We start from the raw sequence: 24,917 nt of genomic DNA, 5'->3' as shown, positions 1-24,917 counted from the left end.
GCACCGGGCTGCTCCCGGGAGGCAGGGCCCCGCCATCCCGGGACTAGGGCGCCAGGAGGGCTCCACGTGGGCGAAAATGCCGATGCGCCTGTCATGACTCATCCGTACGCTCGGTCCTTATGACTGCCGTGGGAGACGTTTCGGGGGCCGACGCGGGCAAGCGGTCGGTGGTGCGGTCGCTGCTACGACTGTGGCCGTACGTCCGGCCGGTGAGAGCGCGGCTGGGGACGGCGGCCGTCGTGGCGATCGTCGCGTCGTGCACCGGGCTCCTCATCCCCCTCGTCCTGAAGTGGATCATCGACGGCCCGGTGGCCGACCGGGACACCGCCGGGGTGTGGCTGGGCGGCGCGCTGCTGCTCGGCGTCGGGGTGGCGGAGGCCGCGCTCTTCGGGCTCCGGCGCTGGCTGGTGGCCCGGCCGCTGGCCGGGGTCGAGGCCGCGATGCGCGCCGACCTGTACGGCCACCTCCAGCGGCTGCCGGTGTCGTTCCACGACCGCTGGGCGAGCGGACAGCTGCTCTCCCGGGGGACGACCGACCTGAACCTGCTGCGGCTGTTCCTCGCCTTCCCGCTGACCTTCCTGCTGGTCAACAGCGTCACGATCCTGGTCGGCTGCGGGATTCTGCTGGCCCAGGAGTGGACGCTGGGGCTGATCCTGCTGGCCCCCGTGCCGCCGCTGATCTGGCTGTGCTGGCTGTTCGAGCAGAAGTACTCGCGCGCGTCCCGGCAGGCCCAGGACCAGGTCGGCGACCTGACCACCGTCGTCGAGGAGGCGGTGCTCGGCATCCGGATCATCAAGGGGTTCGGACGGCATCGCAGCCAGGCGCGGGCGTTCCGCGCCCTGTCGGACCAACTGCTGGGCACGGAGATGTACAAAGCCCGCCTGCTGGCACAGGTGTGGGCGCTGATCCTCATCCTGCCGGAGCTGGCCCTCGGCCTCGCACTGGTACTCGGCACCGTGCAGGTGGCGGACGGCGGGCTGTCGGCGGGCACGCTGGTGGCGTTCCTGTCGACGGCGCTGGCGCTGCGCTGGCCGGTGGAGGCGATGGGCTTCCTGCTGGCCATGAGCAATGAGTCGGCGACGGCGGCCGACCGGTTCTTCGAGGTCATGGACGAGCCGGTCCCGGCCGAGCCCGCCGGGAAGCGGGAGCCCGAGCACGGCGACGGCATGCGGTTCGCGGGCGTGCGGTTCCGCTACCCCGACGCCGACCCGGCCACACCCCCCGTCCTGGACGGCGTGGATCTGCACGTCCGCTCGGGCGAGACGGTGGCGCTGGTGGGGGCGACCGGCTGCGGGAAGACGACGCTGACGGCGCTCGTGCCCCGGCTGCACGAGGTCACCGAGGGCCGGATCACGCTGGACGGCGTCGACGTCGGCACCCTGCCGCGCCACCGGGTGCGGGAGCTGGTCGCTGTCGCCTTCGAGGAGCCGACGCTCTTCTCGGCCTCGGTCAAGGAGAACGTGGCGATGGGTGCGCCGGACGCGGACGACGAGGAGCTGTGGCGGGCACTGCACGTGGCCCAGGCCGCCGAGTTCGTCGACGCGCTGCCCGAGGGGGCGGACACCCAGGTGGGCGAGCAGGGGCTGAGCCTCTCGGGCGGCCAGCGGCAGCGGCTCGCCCTGGCCAGGGCCGTGGCCGGGCGGCCCCGGTTCCTGGTGCTGGACGACCCGCTCTCCGCGCTGGACGTGCACACGGAGGCGAAGGTGGAGGCGGCGCTGCGCGAGGTGCTGGCGACGACGACGGCGCTGGTGGTCGCGCACCGGCCCTCCACCGTGCTGCTGGCGGACCGGGTGGCGCTGCTCTCCGGGGGCCGTGTCACCGAGGTGGGCACGCATGACGAACTGTTCGCGCGCAGCGTGGAGTACCGCCGTCTGATGTCCGGGTCCGCAGCCCGCGAAGCCGACCGCGAACCCGGCCACGAAATTCGGGAAGGGGCACTGTGACCACCGTTTCGACGACGAGCCCGGCCGGCTCCGGCTCCGCGGAGCCGGAGCCGGGGGCGGGGCCCCGGGAGGACTCCGGGGGCGGGGCGCGAGAGCCCGATCCGTTCGACCGGGACGTACTGCCCGCGCCGAAGGACGCGCCCCGCGCTCTGCTGCGCTCGCTGCTGGGCCCGCACCGCGCCCGGGTCGCCTGGGCCTTCCTCCTGCTGCTGGCCCAGCAGGCGGCGGTGCAGGGCAGCCCGCTGCTCGTGGCGTTCGCGATCGACGACGCGGTACCGGCGCTGCGGGACGGGAACAACGGCCCCCTGTTCGCGCTGGCGGCGGCCTACGCGCTGTGTGCCCTCGCCTCGGGCGGTCTGCAGCACGCGTTCGTCCACGCGGCGGCCCGGATCAACCAGAGCGTGCTGCTGGAACTGCGTGGCCGGATCTACCGGCACGCGCAGGCGCTCAGCGTGGACTTCCACGACCGCTACACCTCGGGGCGGCTCATCTCCCGCGCGACGACGGATGTCGAGGCGCTGCGCGAGCTGCTCGACGAGGGGCTCCAGGAGCTGCTGGGCGTCGCGGTGTCCGTGGCCTACATCGCACTGCTCCTGCTCTACCTGGACCTGGGCCTCGGCGGGGCGGCGCTGGCCTCCTTCGTCCCGCTGTACCTGCTGGTGCGCAGCTTCCAGAAGCGGTCGATGCGGGTGTTCCGCAAGCGGTCGACGGCCATGGCAGCCGTCATCGTGAAGTTCGCGGAGACGCTCAACGGCATCCGTCCGGTGCAGTCCTTCCGACGGGAGCGGGCGAACGACGAGGCGTTCGCCCGGCTCAACCACGCGCACCTGCGGAGCAACGGGGACGCGATCCTGGAGATGGCCCGTTACGTCGTCTCCTCCCGGCTGACGGCGAACATCGTGGTCGCCGCGATCGTGCTCTGGGGCGCCTACCGGGTGGCCGACGGGACGCTGGCGCTCGGCGCGCTGGCCGCGGCGGCACTGTACGTGCGGCGGCTGTACGACCCGATCGACCGGCTGGCGATGTTCCTGAACTCCTACCAGTCGGCCGCGGCCTCGCTGGAGAAGATCGCCGGGCTGCTGGCCCAGGCACCCGGGATCCCCGAGCCCGCCCGGCCGCGGGAACTGCCCGCCGCCCGGGGCACGGGCCCGGGCCGCCCGGTGGTCTTCGAGCGGGTCAGCTTCGGCTACCGCACGGGCGGCGAGGTGCTGCCGCCCTTCGACCTGACGATCCCGGCCGGGCAGACGGTGGCCGTCGTCGGTGCCACGGGCGCGGGCAAGTCCACGCTGGCGAAGCTGCTGGCCCGGTTCTACGACCCGACGGCCGGCCGCGTCCTGCTGGACGGCACGGACCTGCGGGACCTGTCGGCCCCGGAGCTGCGGCGCGGCGTCGTCATGGTGACGCAGGAGTCGTTCCTGTTCTCCGGCACGGTGGCGGAGAACATCGCGCTGGGCCGCCCGGAGGCGACCCGCGCGGAGATCGAGCAGGCCGCGAAGGCGATCGGGGCGCACGACTTCATCGCCGCCCTGCCCGACGGCTACGACACGGACGTGCGCAAGCGCGGCAGCCGCATCTCCGCGGGCCAGCGGCAGCTCGTGTCCTTCGCCCGGGCGCTGCTGGCCGACCCGGCGGTGCTGATCCTGGACGAGGCGACCTCGTCGCTGGACGTGCCGGGGGAACAGGCCGTGCAGCGGGCCATGCACACGGTGCTGGGGGACCGCACCGCCGTCGTCATCGCGCACCGGCTGTCGACGGTGGAGGTCGCGGACCGGGTGCTCGTGATGGCGGACGGCCGCATCGTGGAGGACGGCACCCCGGCCGAGCTGATCGCGGGCGAGGGCCGGTTCGCCCAGCTCCACCACGCCTGGCGGGAGAGCCTCGCGTAGGGGCCGCCGCCCGCGGCAGGCACGTGCCTGCCGCGGGCGGTGCCGTCAGCGCATCAGGACGCCGGACTCGGTGACGGCGGCGCCGTCCGTCGGCATGGCCGCGAGGCCCAGCTCGGCCGGCCCGGCGAGCAGCCGGTGCGTGGGCAGGACGCGCACGGTGTAGCCGAAGGGCCCGGTGCGGTCGAGGGCGAGCTCACCCTCGTAGAGTCGGCGGCCGTCGAGGTCGGGGCGGCCGGCGGGCTTGAGGACGACGGTCTCCGGATCGGTGATGGTGTCGTTGTGGTCCACCCGCCCGGTGACGGCCTGGACCTCCACCTCGGCCGGTTCCAGCTCGCCGAGGGTGACCCGGACGCGGAGGGTGAGGCAGCCGCCGAGTTCGAGCGAGTCGGAGGCGGGGCCCGCGGCCTCCACGTGGTCGACGCGGACCCGGGGCCACGCGGAGCGCACCCGGGCCTTCCAGGCGGCGAGCTCGCCGGGAGCCTTGGGGGCGACGGCGGGGTCGAGCACGCGGTGCGCCTGCGCGGCCGGCGCGTAGAGCCCCTGCACGTAGTCGCGGACCATCCGGTCGGCCAGCACCTTCGGGCCGAGCCGCGTGAGCGTCTGACGGACCATCTCCAGCCAGCGTTCCGGCCGGTCGTAGAAGCAGGGGGCGACCTGCTCCTCCAGGGCCGAGTACAGGGCCGCGGCCTCGATGGCGTCCCGCCGCTCGGCGTCGGGCCCGTCGTCGCTCGGTCCGTCGGCGGTGGGGATGGCCCAGCCGAAGTCGCTCTCGTACCACTCGTCCCACCAGCCGTCGAGCACCGAGAGGTTGAGCCCGCCGTTGAGGGCGGACTTCATGCCGCTGGTGCCGCAGGCCTCCAGGGGGCGCAGCGGGTTGTTCAGCCAGACGTCGCAGCCGGGGTAGAGCTTCTGCGCCATGGCCATGCCGTAGTCGGGGAGGAAGACGATGCGGTGCCGCACCCGGGGGTCGTCGGCGAAGTGGACGAGGTCCTGGATGAGGCGCTTGCCGCCGTCGTCCGCCGGGTGCGCCTTGCCCGCGACGACGAGCTGGACGGGCCGCTCGGGGTGGAGCAGCAGCCGCCGCAGCCGGTCGGGGTCGCGCAGCATGAGGGTGAGCCGCTTGTAGGAGGGGACGCGGCGGGCGAAGCCGACGGTCAGCACGTCGGGGTCGAGGACGTGGTCGATCCAGCCCAGCTCCGCGTCGGCGGCGCCGCGTTCCCGCCAGGCGTCGCGCAGCCGTCGCCGCACCTCCTCGACGAGCTGTTCGCGCAGGTCGCGGCGGAGGTCCCAGAGCTCGCCGTCAGCGAGTCGGGGCGTGCGGTCGGTGATCTCGGGGGCGACCCAGGTGGGGGCGTGGACGCCGTTGGTGATGGAGGTGATGGGCACCTCGGCGGCGTCGAACCCCGGCCACAGCCCGGCGAACATCCGGCGGCTGACGGCGCCGTGCAGGGTGGATACCCCGTTGGCGCGCTGGGCCAGACGCAGCCCCATGACGGCCATGTTGAACAGGGCCGGGTCCCCCTCGGGCGCGGTCTCGACACCGAGGGCCAGGATGTCGGCGGCGGCCACGCCCGCCAGCTCGCCGTCGTCGCCGAAGTAGCGGCTGATCAGGGAGCGGTCGAAGCGGTCGATCCCGGCCGGGACGGGCGTGTGGGTGGTGAAGACGGTGCCCGCGCGCACGGCCTCCAGGGCCGCGTCGAAGGGCAGGCCGTCGGCGCGCAGCTCGCGGATGCGTTCGAGGCCGAGGAAGCCGGCGTGGCCCTCGTTGGTGTGGAACACCTCGGGGGCCCGGTGGCCGGAGAGACGGCAGTAGGCGCGGACGGCGCGCACCCCGCCGATGCCGAGGAGCATCTCCTGCAGGAGGCGCTGCTCGCGACCCCCGCCGTAGAGCCGGTCGGTGACGCCGCGTTCGCCGGGGGCGTTCTCCTCGACGTCGGAGTCGAGCAGGAGCAGCGGGACGCGGCCGACCCGGGCGAGCCAGACGTGGGCGTGCAGCGTACGCCCGCCGGGGAGGGTCAGGGCGATGTCGACGGGTGTGCCGTCCGGCTCGCGGACGAGTTCGAGCGGCAGCTCGTCCGGGTCCAGCACGGGGTAGCTCTCCTGCTGCCAGCCGTCCCGGGAGAGGGACTGGCGGAAGTAGCCGTGGCGGTAGAGGAGTCCGACGCCGATGAGCGGGACGCCGAGGTCGCTGGCGGCCTTGAGGTGGTCGCCGGCGAGGATGCCGAGACCGCCGGAGTACTGGGGCAGGGCGGAGGTGATGCCGAATTCGGGCGAGAAGTAGGCGATGGCGGCCGGGAGGTCGGCGGCGGCGTTCTGGTACCAGCGCGGCTCGGTCAGGTAGTCGCCCAGGTCGCCGGCGCCCAGTTTGAGGCGCCGGAGGAAGCGGCGGTCGTGGGCGAGTTCGGCGAGCCGCCCGGCCGAGACGGAGCCGAGCAGCCGCAGCGGGTCACCGCCGGTCGCGTGCCAGCCGTCCGGGTCGGCGTAGCGGAACAGCTCACGGGTTTCGTGGTGCCAGGACCAGCGCAGGTTGCGCGCGAGGTCGCTGAGGGGTCGGAGGGGCTCGGGAAGAACGGGACGTACGGAGAAGCGACGGATGGCCTTCACCTTTCGAAGGTATCCGGGCACGGGTGGGCGTCGCGCGGCATTACGGCGCTTTCCTTCCGTTTTTCTCCTGAATCCACCCGGATCACGCCTCTCTGCGCCGGGTGCGCGCCCCCGCGTACCGGGCCGCCGGAGGGCCGCGAAGGGCCCGGCGTCCGGCATGATCACTCTGGGTTTCGGACTACCTACGAGTAGTTCACACGTCCGTGGCATCCGCACGGCACGGCATGGGCAGGTAATCCACCTGCGCGACGAGACGCCCGGCCGAGTGAACGCGGGCAGGAGCGGCCATGGGCGCACACCCTCCGGCCGCCGTAAAGCGGATACAAAGTACAAAATCCCTTCCCTCGACCATAGGTGAGAGCCCATGATCGGTCGCATTCCCGTCCTGGATGTCCAGCCACTCGTCGAGTGCGGACGCCGCCCCGCCAAGGCGGTGGTGGGCGAGACGTTCCAGGTGTCCGCCACCGTCTTCCGGGAAGGGCATGACGCGGTGGCCGCCAACGTCGTCCTGCGCGATCCGAGCGGACGCGGTGGCCCGTGGACCCCGATGCGCGAACTGGCCCCCGGCACCGACCGCTGGGGCGCGGAGGTGACGCCGGACGCCGAGGGCCGCTGGACGTTCGTGGTGGAGGCGTGGAGCGACCCGGTGGGCACCTGGCTGCACAAGGCGGGCCTCAAGGTGCCGGCGAACGTCGACGTCGAGCTGGTGTTCGCCGAGGGGGCGCAGCTGCTGGAGAAGGCGGCGGGCGAGGTGCCCAAGAGCGAGGGCCGCGCCGTCGTCCTGGACGTCGTCGACGCCCTGCGCAACACCGCGATGCCCGACGCCGACCGACTGGCCGCCGCCCAGGACGGGGAGCTGGCCGAGGTGCTGCGGCGGCATCCGCTGCGCGAGCTGGTCACGGCCTCCCGGGCGATGCCGGTGCAGGTGGAACGGCGGCGGGCACTGGTCGGCTCCTGGTACGAGATGTTCCCGCGCTCGGAGGGCGCCGTCGTCGCGAAGGACGGCGAGCCACGGCGCTCGGGCACGCTGCGGACGGCGGCCGAGCGACTGCCCGCCATCGCGGCGATGGGCTTCGACGTTGTCTACCTGCCGCCCGTTCACCCGATCGGATCGGCCTACCGCAAGGGCCGGAACAACGCCCTGACGGCCGGGCCGAAGGACGTCGGCTCGCCGTGGGCGATCGGCTCCGCCGACGGCGGACACGACGCCATCCACCCGGACCTGGGCACCTTCGCCGACTTCGCGCACTTCGTCGACACCGCCCGCGACCTGCGCATGGAGGTGGCGCTGGACTTCGCCCTCCAGGCCTCCCCCGACCATCCGTGGGTCACCGAGCACCCGGAGTGGTTCCGCAAGCAGGCCGACGGCACGATCGCCTTCGCCGAGAACCCGCCGAAGAAGTACCAGGACATCTACCCGATCCACTTCGACAACGGCCTCAAGGCCTACCGCGGCCTGGTCGCCGAGACCCTGCGGGTGCTGCGCTTCTGGATGGAGCAGGGCGTGCGCATCTTCCGCGTCGACAACCCGCACACCAAGCCCGTGCGGTTCTGGGAGAAGGTGATCACCGAGATCAACCGCACCGACCCGGACGTCATCTTCCTGGCCGAGGCCTTCACCCGGCCCGCGATGATGCGAGCGCTCGCCCAGATCGGGTTCCAGCAGTCGTACACCTACTTCACCTGGCGCAACGACAAACGCGAGCTGACGGAGTATCTGACCGAGCTCTCCCAGGAGACGGCCGCCTACATGCGGCCGAACCTGTTCGTCAACACGCCCGACATCCTGCACGCCTACCTCCAGCACGGCGGACGGGCGGCCTTCGAGGTGCGGGCCGTGCTGGCGGCCACGCTCTCCCCCACCTGGGGCGTCTACTCCGGCTACGAGCTGTGCGAGAGCACGGCCGTGCGGGCGGGCAGCGAGGAGTACCTGAACTCGGAGAAGTACGAGCTGCGCCCGCGCGACTGGGCGGCGGCCGAGCGCGAGGGACGCTCGATCGCCCCGCTGCTCACGACGCTGAACCGGCTGCGCCGCCGGCACCCCGCGCTACAGCAGCTGCGGTCGCTGCACTTCCACCACACGAACAACGACCAGATCATCGCGTACTCCAAGCGCAGCATCGAACCCTACGCCGACTCAGTGCTGGTCGTGGTGAACCTCGATCCGTACCACACCCACGAGGCCACGGTGTCGTTGGATATGGGACAGCTCGGGCTGACCGCGGCGCAAGAGAGCGGCGCCGAGCTGTTCCCGGTGCGCGACGAGCTCACCGGCGAGACCTACCACTGGGGCAGGGACAACTATGTGCGACTGGAACCCGGACGAGACGGTTCCCCGGCTCCGGCCCACATTCTGACCCTGCGACCGTCCTCACCGACCGGAGGGTCACCCAACGATGAGCGTCAATGAGCCCGTCCTCGACACGTTCGAGGACACTCCTGCCAAGGACCGCGACCCCGAGTGGTTCAAACGTGCCGTCTTCTACGAGGTCCTGGTCCGCTCCTTCCAGGACAGCAACGGCGACGGCATCGGCGATCTGAAGGGCCTCACCGCCAAGCTCGACTACCTGCAATGGCTGGGGGTCGACTGCCTGTGGCTGCCACCGTTCTTCAAATCGCCGCTGCGCGACGGGGGCTACGACGTCTCGGACTACACCTCCGTCCTTCCGGAGTTCGGTGACCTGGCCGACTTCGTGGAGTTCGTCGACGCCGCCCACCAGCGCGGCATCCGCGTCATCATCGACATGGTGATGAACCACACCAGCGACCAGCACGAGTGGTTCCAGCAGTCCCGCACGGACCCCGAGGGGCCCTACGGCGACTACTACGTCTGGGCGGACGACGACAAGCGGTACGCCGACGCGCGGATCATCTTCGTCGACACCGAGGCGTCCAACTGGACCTTCGACCCGGTGCGCAAGCAGTACTACTTCCACCGGTTCTTCTCCCATCAGCCGGACCTCAACTACGAGAACCCGATCGTGCAGGAGGAGATGATCTCCGCCCTGCGGTTCTGGCTGGACCTCGGCATCGACGGGTTCCGGCTGGACGCCGTGCCGTACCTGTACGCCGAGGAGGGCACCAACTGCGAGAACCTCCCCGCCTCGCACAACTTCCTCAAGCGGGTGCGGGCCGAGATCGACGCCCACTACCCCGACACGGTGCTGCTGGCCGAGGCCAACCAGTGGCCGGAGGACGTGGTCGACTACTTCGGCGACTACGCCAAGGGCGGCGACGAGTGCCACATGGCGTTCCACTTCCCCGTCATGCCGCGCATCTTCATGGCGGTGCGGCGCGAGTCCCGCTACCCGGTCTCGGAGATCCTGGCCAAGACGCCCGCGATCCCCTCCGGCTGCCAGTGGGGCATCTTCCTGCGCAACCACGACGAGCTCACGCTCGAAATGGTGACGGACGAGGAACGCGACTACATGTACGCCGAGTACGCCAAGGACCCGCGCATGCGGGCCAACATCGGCATCCGGCGCCGCCTCGCCCCGCTGCTGGACAACGACCGCAACCAGATCGAGCTGTTCACCGCCCTGCTGCTGTCCCTGCCCGGCTCGCCGATCCTGTACTACGGCGACGAGATCGGCATGGGCGACAACATCTGGCTCGGTGACCGGGACGCGGTCCGCACTCCGATGCAGTGGACGCCCGACCGCAACGCGGGGTTCTCCTCCAGCGACCCGGGACGGCTGTACCTGCCCGCGATCATGGACCCGGTCTACGGGTACCAGGTCACCAACGTCGAGGCGTCGATGAGCTCCCCGTCGTCGCTGCTGCACTGGACGCGCCGCATGGTGGAGATCCGCAAGCAGAACCCGGCGTTCGGCCTCGGCGAGTACACCGAGCTGCCCTCCAGCAACCCGGCCGTCCTCGCGTTCCTGCGCCAGGTGCGGCTGGAGAGCGGCGAGGAGGACGTCGTCATGTGCGTCAACAACTTCTCCCGCTTCCCCCAGCCCACCGAGCTGGACCTGGCGCCGTGGCGCGGCATGCACCCGGTGGAACTCATCGGCGGCGTGCGCTTCCCGGCGATCGGTGACCTGCCGTACCTGCTCACCCTCGGCGGGCACGGCTTCTACTGGTTCCGGCTGCGCCGCCGGCCCACCCACGCGACGGCGCCCGAGCTGACCCGGTCCGCCGAGTCGGTGCCGCCCGCCGCGCCGGTGGGCCCCGACACCCCCGGCGTCCCCGTCCGGCCCACCTCGCCGATGCGCTGACGCCCCTCGGGTACGTCCCTCCCGGCCGGGGAGGGACGTACCCACCCCCCGGCGAAGGCCCCGGACCGGGGCGAATCCGCAATACCATGACCGGGCCGGTTACGTCCCCGTCGCCGTGGGCACATGTAGAGACACCCGTGCGGCCCAGTGAGCGCATCCTCCGCACGGTCGATCTCCCGCAACACGTCCCGCACAGCCGGACAGCCGATGCCGCATTCCGGGACACTCTGCCTACGTTTCGTGTGCCCGGGGGAAGGAATCCATTGACCGCGACGCCGGACGGCGCCTCGCTCCGCACCACCCCGCTCACCGGCAGCGGTGCGGGCCCCGAGCTGCTGCGCTCCCTCAGCCCCATGCTGACCCACTGGCTGCCCCGGCAGCGCTGGTTCGCCGGAAAGGGACGGGCACTGGACGGCCTGACCCTCACCGCCGCCACCGAGCTGCTCCCCTGTCCGGGCACCGGCAGCGGCACCGGGCGGACGCCGGGGCTGCTGCACCTGCTGCTCACCGCGCACCAGGGCGAGAGCGCCGACTGCTACCAACTGCTGCTCGGCGTCCGCGACGTGCTGCCGCCGACGCTCTCCCCCGCCCTCATCGGACGGCCCGCCTCCGGCCCGCTCGCCGGACGGGCCGTCTACGACGCCGTCCCCGACGCCCGGCTCACGGCCGTCCTGCTGGAACGGCTGCGCACCCCCGGCAGGCTCGGCTCCCTGCGCTTCGTCCGCGAGGAGGGCGCCGTCATCCCCGGGCAGCTGCCCGCCCGTCCGCTGCGCGCCGAGCAGTCCAACTCCTCGCTCGTCTACGGCGACCGGCTCATCCTCAAGCTGTTCCGCCGAGTCAGCCCCGGGCTCAACCCCGACCTGGAACTGCCCCTCGCCCTCGCCCGCACCGGCTGCGCCCGCGTGCCCGCCCCGGTGGCCTGGATCGAGGCCGAGGCGGACGACCCCGTCACCCTCGCCGTCCTCCAGCCCTACCTGCCCGGCTCCAGCGACGGCTGGCGGCTCGCCCTGCACGCCCTGCACCGGCGCGCCGACTTCACCGGCGCCGCCCGCACCCTGGGGCGGGCCACCGCCGAGGTCCACACCGCCCTGGCCACCGCGCTGCCCACCACCGAGCTGCGGGGCGCCCCGCTGGCCTCGCTGGCCGGGGACATGACGGCCCGGCTCAAGGCCGCCTGCGACGCCGTGCCGCAGCTCCGCCCCTACCGGGCCGGGCTGCGGGAGGCGTTCGCCGCCGTGGACGACCTCGCGCACTCCGGCCGCGGCTGCCCGGTCCAGCGCATCCACGGCGACCTGCACCTCGGCCAGGTGCTGCGCAGCGCCGACGACACCAAGGGCCGGTGGTCCCTGATCGACTTCGAGGGCGAGCCCGCCAAGCGGCTCTCCGAGCGCCGCCGTCCGCAGCCCGTCCTCCAGGACGTCGCGGGGATGCTGCGCTCCTTCGACTACGCCGCCTGCCAGCGCGGTGCCACCCCCTTCGCCCGCCGCTGGGCGGAGGCCAACCGGGACGCCTTCTGCGTCGGCTACGCCGAGGGCAGCGGCACCGACCCCCGTGAGCACACCGCCCTGCTACGCGCCTACGAGACGGACAAGGCCGTCTACGAGGTGCTCTACGAAGCCCACCACCGCCCCGACTGGCTCCCCATCCCGCTCGCCGCGGTCCGTCGCCTCGCACAGACCCCGCGCTCCCCCAGGAGGACACTCTCGTGACCCCCCGCCCCGAGGTTCCCGACACCTTCCGCTCCGCGCCCCCCTCGGCGTCGTCGGCGTCCAGGACGGCGAAGGCCCCCCGGACCGGCACGGACGGCAAGCCCGCCACGGACGGCAAACCGGCCACGGACGGCCAGGCCGCACCCCGGCCCCGCACCCCGGCGGCCGAGGAGGTGCCGGCCACGCCGCTGGCCGTACGCGTCGCCCCCGCGCTGGACGAGGGCGAGCGCGCCCGGCTCCTCGCCGGAGCCCACCACGACCCGCACGGCTTGCTGGGCCTCCACCCCGTCGCCGACGGCCACGTCGTGCGCGTGCTGCGCCCCTTCGCCCGCAGCGTGACGGTGGTGACGCCGGACGGCTCGGCCCAGCTCCCACACGAGGCGGACGGGCTCTTCGCCGGCCTGCTGCCCGGCGCGCGGCCCTCTAGCTACCGGCTGCGGGTCGCCTACGAGGGCGGCACCGTGGTGGAGACCGAGGACGCCTACCGCTTCCTGCCCACCCTCGGCGAGCTGGATCTGCACCTCATCTCCGAGGGCCGCCACGAACAGCTCTGGCAGGCGCTCGGCGCCCACCCGATGACGGTCGACGGCGTCGCCGGCACCCGCTTCACCGTCTGGGCACCCAACGCGCTCGGCGTGCGGCTCGCCAGCGACTTCAACTACTGGGACGGCACCGGCTGCCCCATGCGCTCCCTGGGCTCCAGCGGGGTGTGGGAGCTGTTCCTCCCCGGCGTCGGCGAGGGCACGCGCTACAAGTTCGACGTCCACGGCCCCGACGGCGTCCGCAGCCTGCGGGCCGACCCCATGGCCCGGCGCACCGAGTGCCCGCCGGACACGGCCTCCGTCGTCACGTCCTCGACGTACGCCTGGCAGGACGCCGAGTGGCTCGCCGGCCGCGCCGCCCGCCCCGTCCACGCGTCCCCGTTCTCGGTCTACGAGGTGCACCTGCCCTCCTGGCGCCCCGGGCTCGGCTACCGTGAGCTGGCGGAACAGCTCCCGCGCTACGTCAAGGACCTCGGCTTCACCCATGTGGAGCTCATGCCGGTGTGCGAGCACCCGTTCGGCGGATCCTGGGGCTACCAGGTCACCGGCTACTACGCCCCCACCGCACGGCTGGGCGGCCCCGACGACTTCCGGTACCTCGTCGACGCCCTGCACCGCGAGGGCATCGGCGTCCTCATGGACTGGGTGCCCGCCCACTTCCCCAAGGACGACTGGGCCCTCGCCCGCTTCGACGGCACCCCCCTCTACGAGCACCCCGACCCCCGGCGCGCCGAACACCCCGACTGGGGCACCCTGGAGTTCGACTACGGCCGCACCGAGGTCCGCAACTTCCTCGTCGCCAACGCCGTGTACTGGTGCGAGGAGTTCCACATCGACGGGCTCCGCGTCGACGCCGTCGCCTCCATGCTCTACCTCGACTACTCGCGCGAGTACGGCGACTGGGCGCCCAACGAGCACGGCGGCCGGGAGAACCTGGACGCCGTCCGGTTCCTCCAGGAGATGAACGCGACCGTCTACCGGCGCTGCCCCGGCGTCGTCACCGTCGCCGAGGAGTCCACCGCCTGGGACGGGGTCACCCGCCCCACCCACGAGACCGGCCCGCACGGCGTCGGCGGCCTCGGCTTCGGCCTGAAGTGGAACATGGGCTGGATGCACGACTCCCTCGTCTACGCCTCCAAGGAGCCCGTCCACCGCAAGTACCACCACAACGAGATGACGTTCTCCATGGTGTACGCCTACAGCGAGAACTACGTGCTGCCCATCTCGCACGACGAGGTCGTGCACGGCAAGGGCGCGCTCGTCGCCAAGATGCCCGGAGACTGGTGGCAGCAGCGCGCCAACCACCGCGCCTACCTCGGCTACATGTGGGCCCACCCCGGCAAGCAGCTCCTCTTCATGGGGCAGGAATTCGCCCAGGGCGGCGAGTGGCGCGAGGACCAGGGCCCCGACTGGTGGCTCCTCGACCCCGCCTACTCCGCCCGCGGCGACCACGCCGGCGTCCAGAACCTCGTCCGCGACCTCAACACCGTCTACACGGCCACCCCCGCCCTGTGGGAGCGCGACACCCAGCCCTCCGGCTTCGCCTGGATCGAGGCCGACGCCGCCGACGACAACGTCTTCGCGTTCCTCCGGTACGCCGCCGACGGCAGCCCGCTGCTGGCCGTCAGCAACTTCTCCCCCGTCGTCCGCCACGCCTACCGGCTCGGCGTGCCCGACGGCGTCCCCGCCTGGCGGGAGGCCCTCAACACCGACGCCGCCCGCTACGGCGGCTCCGGCGTGGAGGTGCCCGAGCTGGTCAAGAGCGAGCCCGTGACGTCCCAGGGCCGCCCCTCCAGCATCGCCCTCACCCTCCCGCCGCTGGCCACCGTCTGGCTCCGCCCCGCCTGAGCTCCGCTCGCGGGTCGTCCTCCCCTGGGGCACCGTGGATGGGAGCCACGGAATACGGAGGACGACCCATGAGCGAGCACACCTACCGGGTGACGGAGATCGTCGGCACCTCGCACGAAGGCGTCGACGCGGCCATCCGCAACGGCGTCGACCGCGCCGCCCAGACCCTCCACGGCCTCGACTGGTTCGAGGTCACCGAGGTGCGCGGCAACATCGCGGACGGCCGCGTGGAGCACTTCCAGGTCGGCCTCAAGGTCGGCTTCCGCCTCGACCAGTCCTGACCCCGCGGCCCCGTAGCAGGACGCTCCCGTGCGAACCGGGACGACCGCGGAACGTGGACCGGGAGTGTCCCGGCGCACCCAGCAGGGCCCTGACAACGCTCAGGGCGGGGACGGTGCCCCGGGGCGCTCCGGAGGCAGCCGGACGAACGCGACGTGCTCGGGGAGCGCTTCCCTGTTGGCGACGGAGTCCAGCCCTCGGACCTGGACGTGCTGGAGGCGAGGGAGTCCTGCCAGCATGGCCAGGTCCACCGACCGGACATTGAAGATCATGCACTGTTCCAGTCGTGGGAACAGATGCTGGAGCAAGGCGAGGTCACCGGCTTCTTCCGGTCCGTAGAGGTAGAGCCTCGTCACCTGAGGCATCTCTGAGAGGCTCCCGACCGGCCCCGTGAGCTGCCCGGGGCGGACGGCCAGCTGCACGAGGTGGGAAAGCACCGCGAGGGACCGCCAGTCCTCGACCGCCATCGTCGGGTGGTAATGGTACAGACTGACCCAGTCCAGCTGCCGCCACGCTTCTATGCCGTCGAGAGAGCCGAGCGTGGGCGGTACCAGCAGACTGTTGAGTGGTGCTTCACTCGGCAACCGGGACAAGTCGTCGCACGGAACCCCGGTGCCGACGATCAGGCGGGTCAGCCCTTGCAGCGTGTCCGCTCCCCGCATCCCGGAGAGGCCCGGTAGTTCCCACAGATACAGGTCGGTGAGGGGCAGCAGTGACAGCGGAGACAGGTCCCTGATCTCCGGACAGTTGCTGAGCTGAAGGCTGCGCAAGCGGGGGAAGGCCGTAAGGAAGTCCAGCGTGGGGACCGTTGGGTTCCCGACGAGCGCCAGGTCCTCCAGCTCGGGGGACAGTCGCGTCACGATGTCGTCGGGGCTGAAGTCACCGTACAGGGATACCCTGCCAGCTCCCCCAAGGTGCTGGAGCAGCTCGAGCTCCCGGTGGGACCGGACCGCGATCCTGGCGCCGGTGGGGGCGAGGCGGCTGATGATGTGTTCCGCGTAGATGTCGGTGTCGAACCTGTCCCAATAGTCGCCCAGCTGGAACCGCACTCCCACGTCGTCCACGTCCCGGAGGCCGACCATTGTGCGCAGCGCCGACTCGCCGCCGATCTGGCCGGCGGTGTGGGCGACGGCGACGGCTTCCTCCCCCGTCAGATCCTCCGGGCCTGGAAGCAGGTCCAGCACGACGGGGCCGACCTGGGCGAGAGTCCTCGCCTCCTCGAAGCTCCGGGGCGGGATGAGCTGGGCCGCGCGCTGTTCCACCTCCTCCCGCACGGCGGGATCGAGTTGGGTGGCATGTCCCAGGCACGCGGTCGCGAGCAGGTGCAGCCGGGCGCGAGGCTCCTCCTGGGCGTCCCCGCGGGCGATGAGCTTGCGGAGGATCCTGCCCCGTTCGTCCGGACGGGCGTGGGCGACCGCCATCTGCACCACGTCCTCCCACTGGTCCAGGTGGGCGTGGTCGGCCAGGACGTCGAAGTCGCGCTCGGCCACCGCCTCGCGGGCTCCCAGGTAGTCCTGGAACGTGCGGTGGACGAAGTCCACCGCCTGCGGGGCCGGTTCGCGCAGCAGACCGGAGCGCAGCAGGAGGTGGCGGAAGATGTCTTCGGCGGAACCCTGGTCGGCGACGTGAGGCATGGACGGCAGCATGCGGTCGAGCAGGTCGACCGCGTCCGCCAGCTCCATCTCCGACCGCCCGTTGCGGATGAGCCAGTACGCCAGCTTCTGCAGCAGCTCGGTCTGCGACTCCGCGTCGAGCTCGATGTCTCCCGGGCGGTACATGTCGCGTTCCCGGTCGCGGCGTTCGAGGAGCATGCTGAGGGCCGCGTCGTACAGGGCCTTGCGTCCCCGGGGCAGGAAGCCGCGCCGCTCCCGGTGCAGGGCACAGATCAGCCCGCACATCAGGGGGTTGGTTGCCAGGCGGGCCAGGTCCTGATTCCGCTGGAGGGCGGCCGTCAGCGACTCCTCCAGCGCGGATTCGGCCTCGGCTGCCCGGTGCCAGCGCTGGACGAAGGCGGCGACCTGCGCACGTCCCATCGGGGAAAGGGCAAGGTCGGTGAAGCCCTCACCGCTCAGCCAGCCCTCCCGCACCGCGGACGGGCGGCAGGTGATCAGCCACAGGTTGCCGGGGTAGGCCAGGAGCAGGTCGCGCAGCCAGCGGCGGGTCCGCTCCCGTTCCTGCTCGGGCACCTCGTCGAGACCGTCGACCAGCAACAGCCCCCGCCCGGACGTCAACACCCGATCGGCCCATCCGGCCGGCTGAGACCCGACGAGGGGGCAGCCGGCGGCTTCGAGGAAGCGCTCGGGCGGTGGCAGATCGGCGCCGCCGCGAGTGAGCGACCGGAGCGGCAGCACGAAGGGCACCCGGCCCAGCAGGTGCGTCATGCCCTCGGGCAGGGATGCCACGTCCTGACGTGCCGTGACGACGGCCAGCCACTGCACGAGCGTGGTCTTCCCGGACCCGGCGACCCCGCGCAGCAGAATCCGTTCGTGGCCCGCCAAGGCATGGTCGGCGGGCTGGGCCGCCGTATGGGGGGCCAGCTTGATGCCCGTGGATTCCGGCTCCTCCTCCGCGTGGTGCTCGCTCACCGCCTCCAGACTCAGATACGCGGTGTCCAGCGGCCACTCGCGGCAGTGACGCAGATCGAGTCCGTAGATGGTGAGGGTGCCGTACTTCCGAGCGACGAAGTCGGCATAGCGACGCTCGAACCGCGCGTCTTCCAGGGACTGGTCCCTCACCCGCGATGCGAGGAGATCGAGTCGTTGGACGACGGTGTCCAGCTGACGGCTGTGCTCGACGAGGGAGCGCGCGGCGAAGGTGGACCGCTGCGTGAAGAAGTGCAGGATGTGCAGGCAGGCGGTGTCGAGCAAGGCCACGTAGAGGTGTTCGGCGTCCGCTGAGAGACCGCGGGCCGCCTCCGGCGCCCTCTCGCGGAGGACCTGTGCGAACGCGCGGTGTCCCAGCCGTACGGCTTGGACGTCGTCCATACCGATCTCGCCCAGCACGAGCAGCGTCCGCACCAGGGCGTCGGCGGTGGCCAGCTCCTCGTCCGGCGAGACCGGCCGTTCGCCGGGTGCGCAGCCCCGCACCGCCGCGGCTACAAGCTGCTCGACGAGCTTGCGCACCTCACGGTCGCCGAGGGTCCGCTTCTCGCCGCGGAACGCGACCAGGCCGGAGATCCGCACCGGCTTCCGAACCAGGCCGGCCCCCGGGCCGTCCGGCACGAACAGCCTCTTCACCAGGGGAGCCACCGCCGCAGAAGCCAGCCGTGCCCCGATCGCCGTGGCGTCCATGAAGCCCCCTGCCACCGCATCGCCAACCAGGCTCACTCTAAACGGCCTTGACGTCGCGTCACACACGCCTGGCACTTCCTGCCGGGAGTTCTCGGGGCACGGGTCGGCGTTTCCGCACGGGCGCCGGTGAGCAGACTGAGCGCACCGGTTCACGGGCGGGAGAGGGGCGGGCAGCGTGCGCAGGGTCAGGCCGAGCCACGGCACCGTGTTCCCGGCGTCGGTCACAGGACGGTGAGCGGGGCAGGGCGGCCGGGGGCCGCGGACGGTCCGGGGACGGGGCCGGGGACGGAGACCTGGGAGCCCGGCGCCGCCGGGGTGTTCCGGCTGCCCTCGGGGCTGCTCGTCCGCGGGCGCGGGCTGTGCAGGCCCGCGCCGCCGGGCCCCCAGCCCCGGTTCGGCGTGTACCTGCTCGGCAGGGAGCCGCCGCCCACCGCGTGGGAGGCCCGCTGGGTGCCGTGGCCGGACTTCCGGCTGCCGAGGGACCTGTTGCAGGCCCGCGTCCTCTTCGAGGAGGTGTGGGCGCGGGCGGCCACCGAGCGGGTGGAGGTAGCCTGCGGGGGCGGCCTCGGGCGGACCGGCACGGCACTGGCCTGTGTGGCCGTCCTCGACGGCGTCCCGCCCGGTGAGGCGGTCGGCTACGTCCGCCGCCTCTACCACCCCCGTGCGGTGGAGACCCCATGGCAGCGCCGGTTCGTGCGCCGCTTCGGACAGGAGGAGGAGCGTTGACGGAGAGGGATGCGGCGGTCCGGCCGTCGCGCCGCAGGGTGCTGGCGCTCGGCACGGGGACGGCGGTCGCCGCCGCGCTGGCCCCGGCCCCGGCGGGAGCCGCCGAGAGGCCAACACCGCGCACCGGGTCCGAAGGGGCCGCCCTCGGCAGGCGGCTGCGAGAGCTGGAGCGGAAGCACTCCGCCCGGCTCGGCGTCTTCGCCCGCGACCTGGCCACCGGACGGACCGTCGTCCATCGGGCGGACGAGCGCTTCCCGATGTGCTCGGTGTTCAAGACGCTCGCCGCGGCGGCCGTCCTGCGCGACCTCGACCGTGACGGCGAGTTCCTCGCCCGGCGCGTCCGGTACACCCGGGAGTGCGTCGAGCGGGCGGGCTACGCGCCCGTCACCGGCGAGGAGGAGAACCTCGCCCACGGCATGACGGTCGCCGAGCTGTGCGCCGCCGCCGTCAGCGAGAGCGACAACGCCGCCGCGAACCTCCTGTTGCGCGAGCTCGGCGGGCCCACGGCCGTCACCCGGTTCGCCCGCTCCATCGGGGACCGCCGGACACGGCTCGACCGCTGGGAGCCGGAGCTGAACTCCGCCGAGCCGTGGCGGGTCACCGACACGACCACGCCGAGGGCCATCGGCGGCTCGTACGCGCGCCTCGTCCTCGGTGACGCCCTCCGGCGCCCGGACCGGGAGCTGCTCACCGGGTGGCTGAAGGCCAACACGACGAACCGTCAGCGCTTTCGCGCGGGGCTCCCCGCCGACTGGGTCCTGGCCGACAAGACGGGCGGCGGCTCCGACTACGGGGTGGCCAACGACGTCGGCGTCGTCTGGCCTCCGGGCGCGCCGCCGGTCGTCATGGCCGTGCTGACGACCAGGCCCACCCTGCCCGAGGGCCCCAACGACAGCGAGCTGGTCGCCGCGACGGCCGCGCTCCTGGCCGACGCCCTCGCCTGAGCCTCCCCCGGCTCAGTCCCGGGGGAAGCGGTCCGTTTGGAGGACCAGGCCCAAGACCGTGTCCGTGAGGTCGAGCGGCTCGCCGAAGTCGGCGGTGATCTGCGTGCCGTACCCGCCGTCCTTGGGGTGGACGTACACGTGGCAGCGGCCCACGTACGGGTCCGCGATGAGGTGTACCGGCACCTTCGCGGCGGCGTAGACCCGGAGCTTCTGGCCGTAGTCGTGGGCACCCGTGCCCTTGGAGATGACCTCCAGCACGAACTCGAGGTCGTCCGGGGAGAAGCGGCCCTTGACGTCGGGCTCCGCCCCGGCCTTCACCGGTGCCGCTCCCGCCCCGCTGCGACGACGCAGCACAGCCGCGTGCTTCAACGATACGCACCGGGGCAAGGTCACGCCGCGCCCTCGGGAGCCGTGCCGGTCACGACGGTGGCGTCGAGGTCGGGGCAGGTGTGGACGCGGGGCGTCAGGCCGTGCCCGGTGAGGAGGGCGACGGCGGCCGGGGTCTGGGGGTCCGTGGTCTCGGCCAGGAGGACGCCGCCGGGGGCCAGCCAGGCGGGGGCTTCGGCCACGAGGCGGCGCAGGACGTCGAGGCCGTCGCAGCCGCCGTCGAGCGCGGTGCGGGGCTCGTGGAGGCGGGCCTCGGGCGGGAGCAGGGCGACGGCGGCCGTGGGGACGTAGGGGACGTTGGCCGTCAGGAGGTCCACGCGGCCGCGGAGGCCGGACGGCAGGGGGGTGAACAGGTCGCCCGCGTGGGCGTGGCCGCCGCAGGGGGCGAGGTTGCGGCGGGCGCAGCGGACGGCGGCGGGGTCGAGGTCGGCCGCGTGCAGCTCGGCGGGGGCGAGGGCGGCGCCGAGCGCGGCCCCGACGGCTCCGGAGCCGCAGCACAGGTCGAGGACGACGGCGGGGCTCCGGGCTGCGGCGAGGGCCTGCCGGACGAGGAACTCGGTGCGGCGGCGCGGGACGAAGACGCCCTCGTCGACGGCGATCCGCAGGCCGCAGAACTCCGCCCAGCCGAGAACGTGTTCGAGCGGGAGCCCAAAGACGCGCCGGTCGACCAGGGCGGTGAGGTGGGCGGGGGTACGGGCGGCGGTGGCCAGCAGCGCCGCCTCGTCCTCAGCGAAGACGCAGCCGGCGGCGCGGAGGCGAGTGACGATCTCGGGCGAGGGCGAGGGCGAGGAAAGGGAAGGGGAAAGGGAAGGGGAGGGCGCATGCGAGGGGCGCATGGTGAGTGCCTTTCGGAGTACCGAAGGGCGCTCCCGCGGTCGCGCTCCTCACGCGCGGAGAGGTGACGGGAGCACCCGGCCTGCAACGGCGGTAATGGGTCCCACCTCCTCGTTCCGTGCTTGATCCGGTCAGCGTACCGGCCGCGTGTGTCGCGCGGGGGCGGGGGCCCGGCGTGGTTAGCGTCGTCCGGGGCCATTGCCGTCGGAGGGTGCCATGCAGCAGGACGAGGGGCGACGAGACGACGGGCCGTCAGGGCACGGGACGACGCGGGAAGGGCCCGGACGAGGGAGGCACCGGGGCTCGCGGCGGCCGCCGCCGGGGCCGACGCGGCCGGAGTTCTGGCGGTCCCCGGTGCGCGGGGTGCGGTTCACCTCGGTGCTGGGCGTGGTGCTGCTGGTGGGCGTTCCGGTGCTGTTCCTGACGGGGTTGCTGTCGTACGCGGCGTACAACCCGGATCTACGGGGCAACGACACGACGCCGGACCGGGGCTGGCTGGGTTTCTACCTGTTCGCCTGGCCCACCGACCCGCACTGGCTGTACCGGCTGACCCAGGGGGTGCACGTGACACTGGGGATCGTGCTGATCCCGGTGCTGCTGGCGAAGCTGTGGTCGGTGATTCCGAGGCTGTTCGTGTGGCCGCCGCTGAGGTCGCTCTCCCACGCCCTGGAGCGGCTGTCGCTGCTGCTGCTCGTGGGCGGCGCGCTGTTCGTCTTCGCGACCGGCGTGCTCAACGTGCAGCTGGACTACGTCTTCCCGGGCTCCTTCTACCCGCTGCACTTCTACGGTTCGTGGGTGTTCGCGGCGGCGTTCGTCGTCCATGTGGCCTTTCGGATTCCGGTGGTGGTGCGGGCGCTGCGGGGGCGGCACTGGGCGGAGGGCGCCGAGGAACGCGCGGGGCTGGCGGCGCCGCGTCCCGCGGCCGCGACGGTCTCGCGGCGGGGTGCGCTGGGGCTGGTGGGGGCGGGGTCGGTGCTGTTGTTCGCGGTGACGGCGGGCCAGTCGCTCGGCGGCTCGCTGCGCAGGACGGCGCTGCTCGCGCCGCACGGGCAGGACACCGGGCCGGGGCCGAACGGCTTCCAGGTCAACAAGACGCCGGCGGCGGTGGGCATCCGGGCCGAGCAGCTCGGTGACGGCTGGCGGCTGGTCGTGCGGGGCCGGGGGCGGCAGGAGGTGTTCACGCGGGCGCGGCTGCTGGAGCTGCCGCAGGACGAGGCGTCGCTGCCGATCGCCTGTGTGGAGGGCTGGTCGACGGTCGACCAGCGATGGGGCGGGGTGCGGCTGACGCGGCTGGCGGCGCTGGTGGGGTACGAGGAGGCGGGGACGGCGCCCGGGGTGTTCGTGGAGTCGGTGCAGCGGCGGGGGGCGTTCCGTTCGGCTTCGCTGCGGGACAACCAGGTGCGCGATCCGCGCTCGCTGCTGGCGCTGCGGGTCAACGGCGCCGAGCTGTCGCCGGATCACGGGTATCCGGCGCGGATCATCGTTCCGGCGGCTCCGGGGGTGCACAACACCAAGTGGGTGACGCGGCTGACGTTCGGGGAGGTCTGATGCGCGGGCTGTTCCGGCGCTGGTACGGGGCCTCGCCGCTGCATCTGCTCCTGGTGCTGGCCTCGTTCGCGCTGACGATGTACGCGGGGGTGCGGCTGCTGGACGGGGACACGGTCGGCGTCCTGGTGTGGTTCCTGGGCGCGGCGCTCCTGCACGACCTGGTGTTCCTGCCGCTGTACGGCACCGTCGACCGGGTGGGTCGCGGGGTGCTGCGGGCACCGCCGCGCGGGGTGGTCAACTTCGTCCGGGTTCCGGCGTTCCTGTCCGGTCTGCTGTTGCTCACCTGGTATCCGCTGATCCTGGGCCGGGTGGACCACTTCACCCGCTACACGGCCCTGCCGGACGACGTGTTCCTTGGGCGGTGGCTGCTGATCACCGCCGTCCTGTTCGGCGCCTCGGCGCTGGCGCTGGTACTGCGCACCTGGTGGCGCGCGCTGTTCAGCAGCGTGCCACCGCGAGGTTGACGAGGTAGCGCTCCTCGACGTGGCCGTCGGGGAAGAGGCGGGCGAGCCGGGCGCGCTCCTCGGCGAGGAAGGCGTGGGCGGCCTCGGGGCCCCGGACCAGGAACGCGGAGTGGCTGCCGAGGTTGGCCAGGTGACGGTCGAGGGTGACGCGGCGGGCCCAGTGGAACCGGCGGGTGGCCCAGGGCAGGGAGTCCGGGAGGTCGCGCAGCGGCCCCCCGGTGTCGTGGCCGGCGCTGTCGTCGCCGAGGAACCGGGCGATGCGGGCGTGCTGGCCGGCGAGCCAGCCGTGGGCGGCGTCGAAGTGGTTCCACCACAGGGCGAGGGAACCGCCGGGGCGCAGGACGCGGCGGGCCTCGGGGACGGCCAGCCGCGGGTCCGTCCAGTGCCAGGACTGCGCGAAGGTCAGCAGGTCCTGGGAGGCGGTGGCCAGCGGGAGCCGGTTGCCGTCGCCCCGGACGAGGGGGATCTCCGGGTGTTCGTGGCACAGGCGGGCGGCCATGCCCGCCCCCGGTTCGACGGCGATGACGTCGGCACCGCGCCGGTCGAGCAGGACCGTGCCGATGCCCGTTCCGGCGCCGACGTCGGCGACCTTGGCCCCGGCCAGGGGGCGTCCGGCGAGGTCCTCGACCGCGTCGAGGAGCGCGGGCGGGTACGAGGGCCGGTGGGCCGCGTACTGCTCGGCCGCGGCGTCGAAGGCGAGGGCGCGCGGGGCGGCGGTCGCGGCGTCGTTCTGCCGCGTCCCGCCCGCCCCGCGCCCCGGCGTGCCGGGTGCCTCAGCCGGCAACGGGTGCCCCACCATGCGGCCACTCCTCACGGGTGGCCACCACGAAGGCGAAGGTGTCGGAGAACTCCAGCTCGCCGGCCGGGTAACGCTCTCCGATCTCCTGGACGCCGGCGGCGAGCTCGGCGTCGGGGAAGGAGGAGAGGACGGACATCCAGCGGCCCTGGACCAGCCGCATCCACTCGTCGCGGTCCAGCCGCACCGGGTAGGCGCCGTGGTCGACGGTGGTGGTCAGGCCCGCCTCCTGCAGGATGCCGGCCAGGGCGGCCGGCTCCGGCTGACGCTCGGCGAAGCGGTCCAGCGCGGACTGGAACAGCGGGTAGCCGATCTTGGGCGGCAGCGTGACGATGACGATGCGCCCGCCGGGGGCGAGCAGCCCGGCGAGGCCGGTGAGGGTACGCCCGAGGTCGGCGAAGTGGTGCACGGCCTCCTTGATGAGCAGCCCGCCCAGGGGAGCGTCGCCGGGCAGCCGGACGGCTCCGGAGGCCAGCTCCTCGGCGGTGGCCCGCAGGGGGCGCAGCCGGGGGTCGTCGGGGAGCCGGTCGAGCATCGCCTGGGACGGGTCGACGCAGGTGATGGGGCGGTCAGGGGCGGCGTAGCGTTCCATCAGACGCTGCAGGAACAGCCCCGTACCCGCGCCGATGTCGGCGAGGGGGCGGCCGGGCGCGAGGCTCAGCCGCCGCTGGATCTGCTCCTCCATCCAGTCCACGTACTCCTGGCGCCTCGCCCAGTTGGCGTCGTAGTCGGCGGCCAGATGCTCGTAGTGGTGCTCCAGATCCTTGTCCACGTGGTCGCGGTCCTTCCCGCGCGCGGGCTTCGCCCCCGCGCTGGTGGTGGCTGCGGCTCGTCCGTGGCCGCTTCTACCCCTGATACGACCCCGCAGAACCGGAGGCGCGACGAGAGTGGCCGAAA

Annotated in this window: 17 protein-coding genes; 11 read left to right on the top strand and 6 right to left on the bottom strand. The window is 72.9% G+C overall.

From position 1 onward, the window contains the following. Positions 1-119 precede the first annotated feature (119 nt). Positions 120-1,943 carry an ABC transporter ATP-binding protein gene (locus tag HPT28_RS02205; protein WP_219088644.1) on the top strand — a complete coding sequence of 608 codons (1,824 nt, stop codon included), beginning with the start codon at positions 120-122 and terminating at the stop codon, positions 1,941-1,943. Continuing rightward, a complete protein-coding gene (locus HPT28_RS02200) occupies positions 1,940-3,829 on the top strand; it encodes an ABC transporter ATP-binding protein (protein WP_219088642.1) in 1,890 nt (629 codons plus the stop codon). The genes HPT28_RS02205 and HPT28_RS02200 overlap by 4 nt, the downstream gene beginning before the upstream one ends. A 45-nt stretch (positions 3,830-3,874) precedes the next feature. On the opposite strand, the gene glgP is transcribed toward HPT28_RS02200, so the two are convergent. Further along, positions 3,875-6,433 carry an alpha-glucan family phosphorylase gene (gene glgP, locus HPT28_RS02195; RefSeq protein ID WP_219088640.1) on the bottom strand — a complete coding sequence of 853 codons (2,559 nt, stop codon included), beginning with the start codon at positions 6,431-6,433 and terminating at the stop codon, positions 3,875-3,877. 364 nt (positions 6,434-6,797) lie between these two features. On the opposite strand from glgP, the gene HPT28_RS02190 reads away from it, so the two are divergent. From HPT28_RS02190 to HPT28_RS02170, 5 genes are all read left to right on the top strand, one after another. After that, positions 6,798-8,843, top strand: coding sequence for an alpha-1,4-glucan--maltose-1-phosphate maltosyltransferase (locus tag HPT28_RS02190; RefSeq protein WP_219088638.1), 2,046 nt, complete (start codon positions 6,798-6,800; stop codon positions 8,841-8,843). Continuing rightward, positions 8,830-10,653 (top strand): maltose alpha-D-glucosyltransferase, encoded by a 1,824-nt coding sequence (treS, locus tag HPT28_RS02185; protein ID WP_257577934.1) that lies wholly within the window; start codon positions 8,830-8,832, stop codon positions 10,651-10,653. The genes HPT28_RS02190 and treS overlap by 14 nt, the downstream gene beginning before the upstream one ends. Positions 10,654-10,916: 263 nt before the next feature. Beyond that, positions 10,917-12,362, top strand: coding sequence for a phosphotransferase (locus tag HPT28_RS02180; RefSeq protein WP_374226905.1), 1,446 nt, complete (start codon positions 10,917-10,919; stop codon positions 12,360-12,362). Further along, complete coding sequence (gene glgB, locus HPT28_RS02175) at positions 12,359-14,752, top strand: 1,4-alpha-glucan branching enzyme (protein ID WP_308119039.1); 2,394 nt, start codon at positions 12,359-12,361, stop codon at positions 14,750-14,752. Before HPT28_RS02180 ends, glgB begins: the two co-directional genes overlap by 4 nt. A gap of 68 nt (positions 14,753-14,820) precedes the next feature. Next, positions 14,821-15,033, top strand: a complete 213-nt coding sequence (locus tag HPT28_RS02170) for a dodecin (protein WP_219088636.1) — start codon at positions 14,821-14,823, stop codon at positions 15,031-15,033. A 99-nt stretch (positions 15,034-15,132) separates the two neighbouring features. Here the strand turns inward: HPT28_RS02170 and HPT28_RS02165 are convergent, their stop codons facing one another. Then, positions 15,133-18,321 (bottom strand): NACHT domain-containing NTPase, encoded by a 3,189-nt coding sequence (locus HPT28_RS02165; RefSeq protein ID WP_219088635.1) that lies wholly within the window; start codon positions 18,319-18,321, stop codon positions 15,133-15,135. A gap of 231 nt (positions 18,322-18,552) precedes the next feature. Here HPT28_RS02165 and HPT28_RS02160 point away from each other — a divergent pair, with 231 nt between their 5' ends. Together HPT28_RS02160 and bla are read left to right on the top strand one after the other, a co-directional pair. Beyond that, positions 18,553-19,047, top strand: coding sequence for a protein phosphatase (locus HPT28_RS02160; protein ID WP_374226904.1), 495 nt, complete (start codon positions 18,553-18,555; stop codon positions 19,045-19,047). A gap of 77 nt (positions 19,048-19,124) precedes the next feature. Next, the gene (gene bla, locus HPT28_RS02155; RefSeq protein WP_374226906.1) at positions 19,125-19,991 is read left to right on the top strand and encodes a class A beta-lactamase; all 867 of its coding nucleotides are present in this window, start codon (positions 19,125-19,127) and stop codon (positions 19,989-19,991) included. A gap of 12 nt (positions 19,992-20,003) precedes the next feature. On the opposite strand, the gene HPT28_RS26530 is transcribed toward bla, so the two are convergent. Together HPT28_RS26530 and HPT28_RS02145 are read right to left on the bottom strand one after the other, a co-directional pair. Continuing rightward, complete coding sequence (locus HPT28_RS26530; RefSeq protein ID WP_306824565.1) at positions 20,004-20,360, bottom strand: Uma2 family endonuclease; 357 nt, start codon at positions 20,358-20,360, stop codon at positions 20,004-20,006. A 20-nt stretch (positions 20,361-20,380) separates the two neighbouring features. After that, on the bottom strand, positions 20,381-21,214 hold the full coding sequence (locus HPT28_RS02145) for a putative protein N(5)-glutamine methyltransferase (RefSeq protein WP_219088631.1): 834 nt from the start codon (positions 21,212-21,214) through the stop codon (positions 20,381-20,383). 214 nt (positions 21,215-21,428) lie between these two features. Between HPT28_RS02145 and HPT28_RS02140 the strand changes: the two genes are divergently transcribed. Then, the gene (locus HPT28_RS02140) at positions 21,429-22,760 is read left to right on the top strand and encodes a molybdopterin-dependent oxidoreductase (RefSeq protein WP_219088629.1); all 1,332 of its coding nucleotides are present in this window, start codon (positions 21,429-21,431) and stop codon (positions 22,758-22,760) included. After that, positions 22,760-23,224, top strand: a complete 465-nt coding sequence (locus tag HPT28_RS02135) for a hypothetical protein (protein WP_219088628.1) — start codon at positions 22,760-22,762, stop codon at positions 23,222-23,224. The genes HPT28_RS02140 and HPT28_RS02135 overlap by 1 nt, the downstream gene beginning before the upstream one ends. Here the strand turns inward: HPT28_RS02135 and HPT28_RS02130 are convergent. Together HPT28_RS02130 and HPT28_RS02125 are read right to left on the bottom strand one after the other, a co-directional pair. Continuing rightward, positions 23,199-24,023 carry a class I SAM-dependent methyltransferase gene (locus HPT28_RS02130; protein ID WP_219088626.1) on the bottom strand — a complete coding sequence of 275 codons (825 nt, stop codon included), beginning with the start codon at positions 24,021-24,023 and terminating at the stop codon, positions 23,199-23,201. The two genes, HPT28_RS02135 and HPT28_RS02130, sit on opposite strands and share 26 nt — an antisense overlap. Further along, entirely contained in the window at positions 23,998-24,792 is a 795-nt protein-coding gene (locus tag HPT28_RS02125) for a class I SAM-dependent methyltransferase (protein ID WP_219088624.1), read from the bottom strand. Before HPT28_RS02125 ends, HPT28_RS02130 begins: the two co-directional genes overlap by 26 nt. Positions 24,793-24,917 lie beyond the last annotated feature (125 nt).

Origin of the sequence: Streptomyces sp. JJ38, from assembly GCF_019303475.1 — a bacterium.
GTDB lineage: Bacteria > Actinomycetota > Actinomycetes > Streptomycetales > Streptomycetaceae > Streptomyces.
Note: the sequence above shows the minus strand (reverse complement) of the source record. Positions and strands in the feature narration are given on the sequence as shown.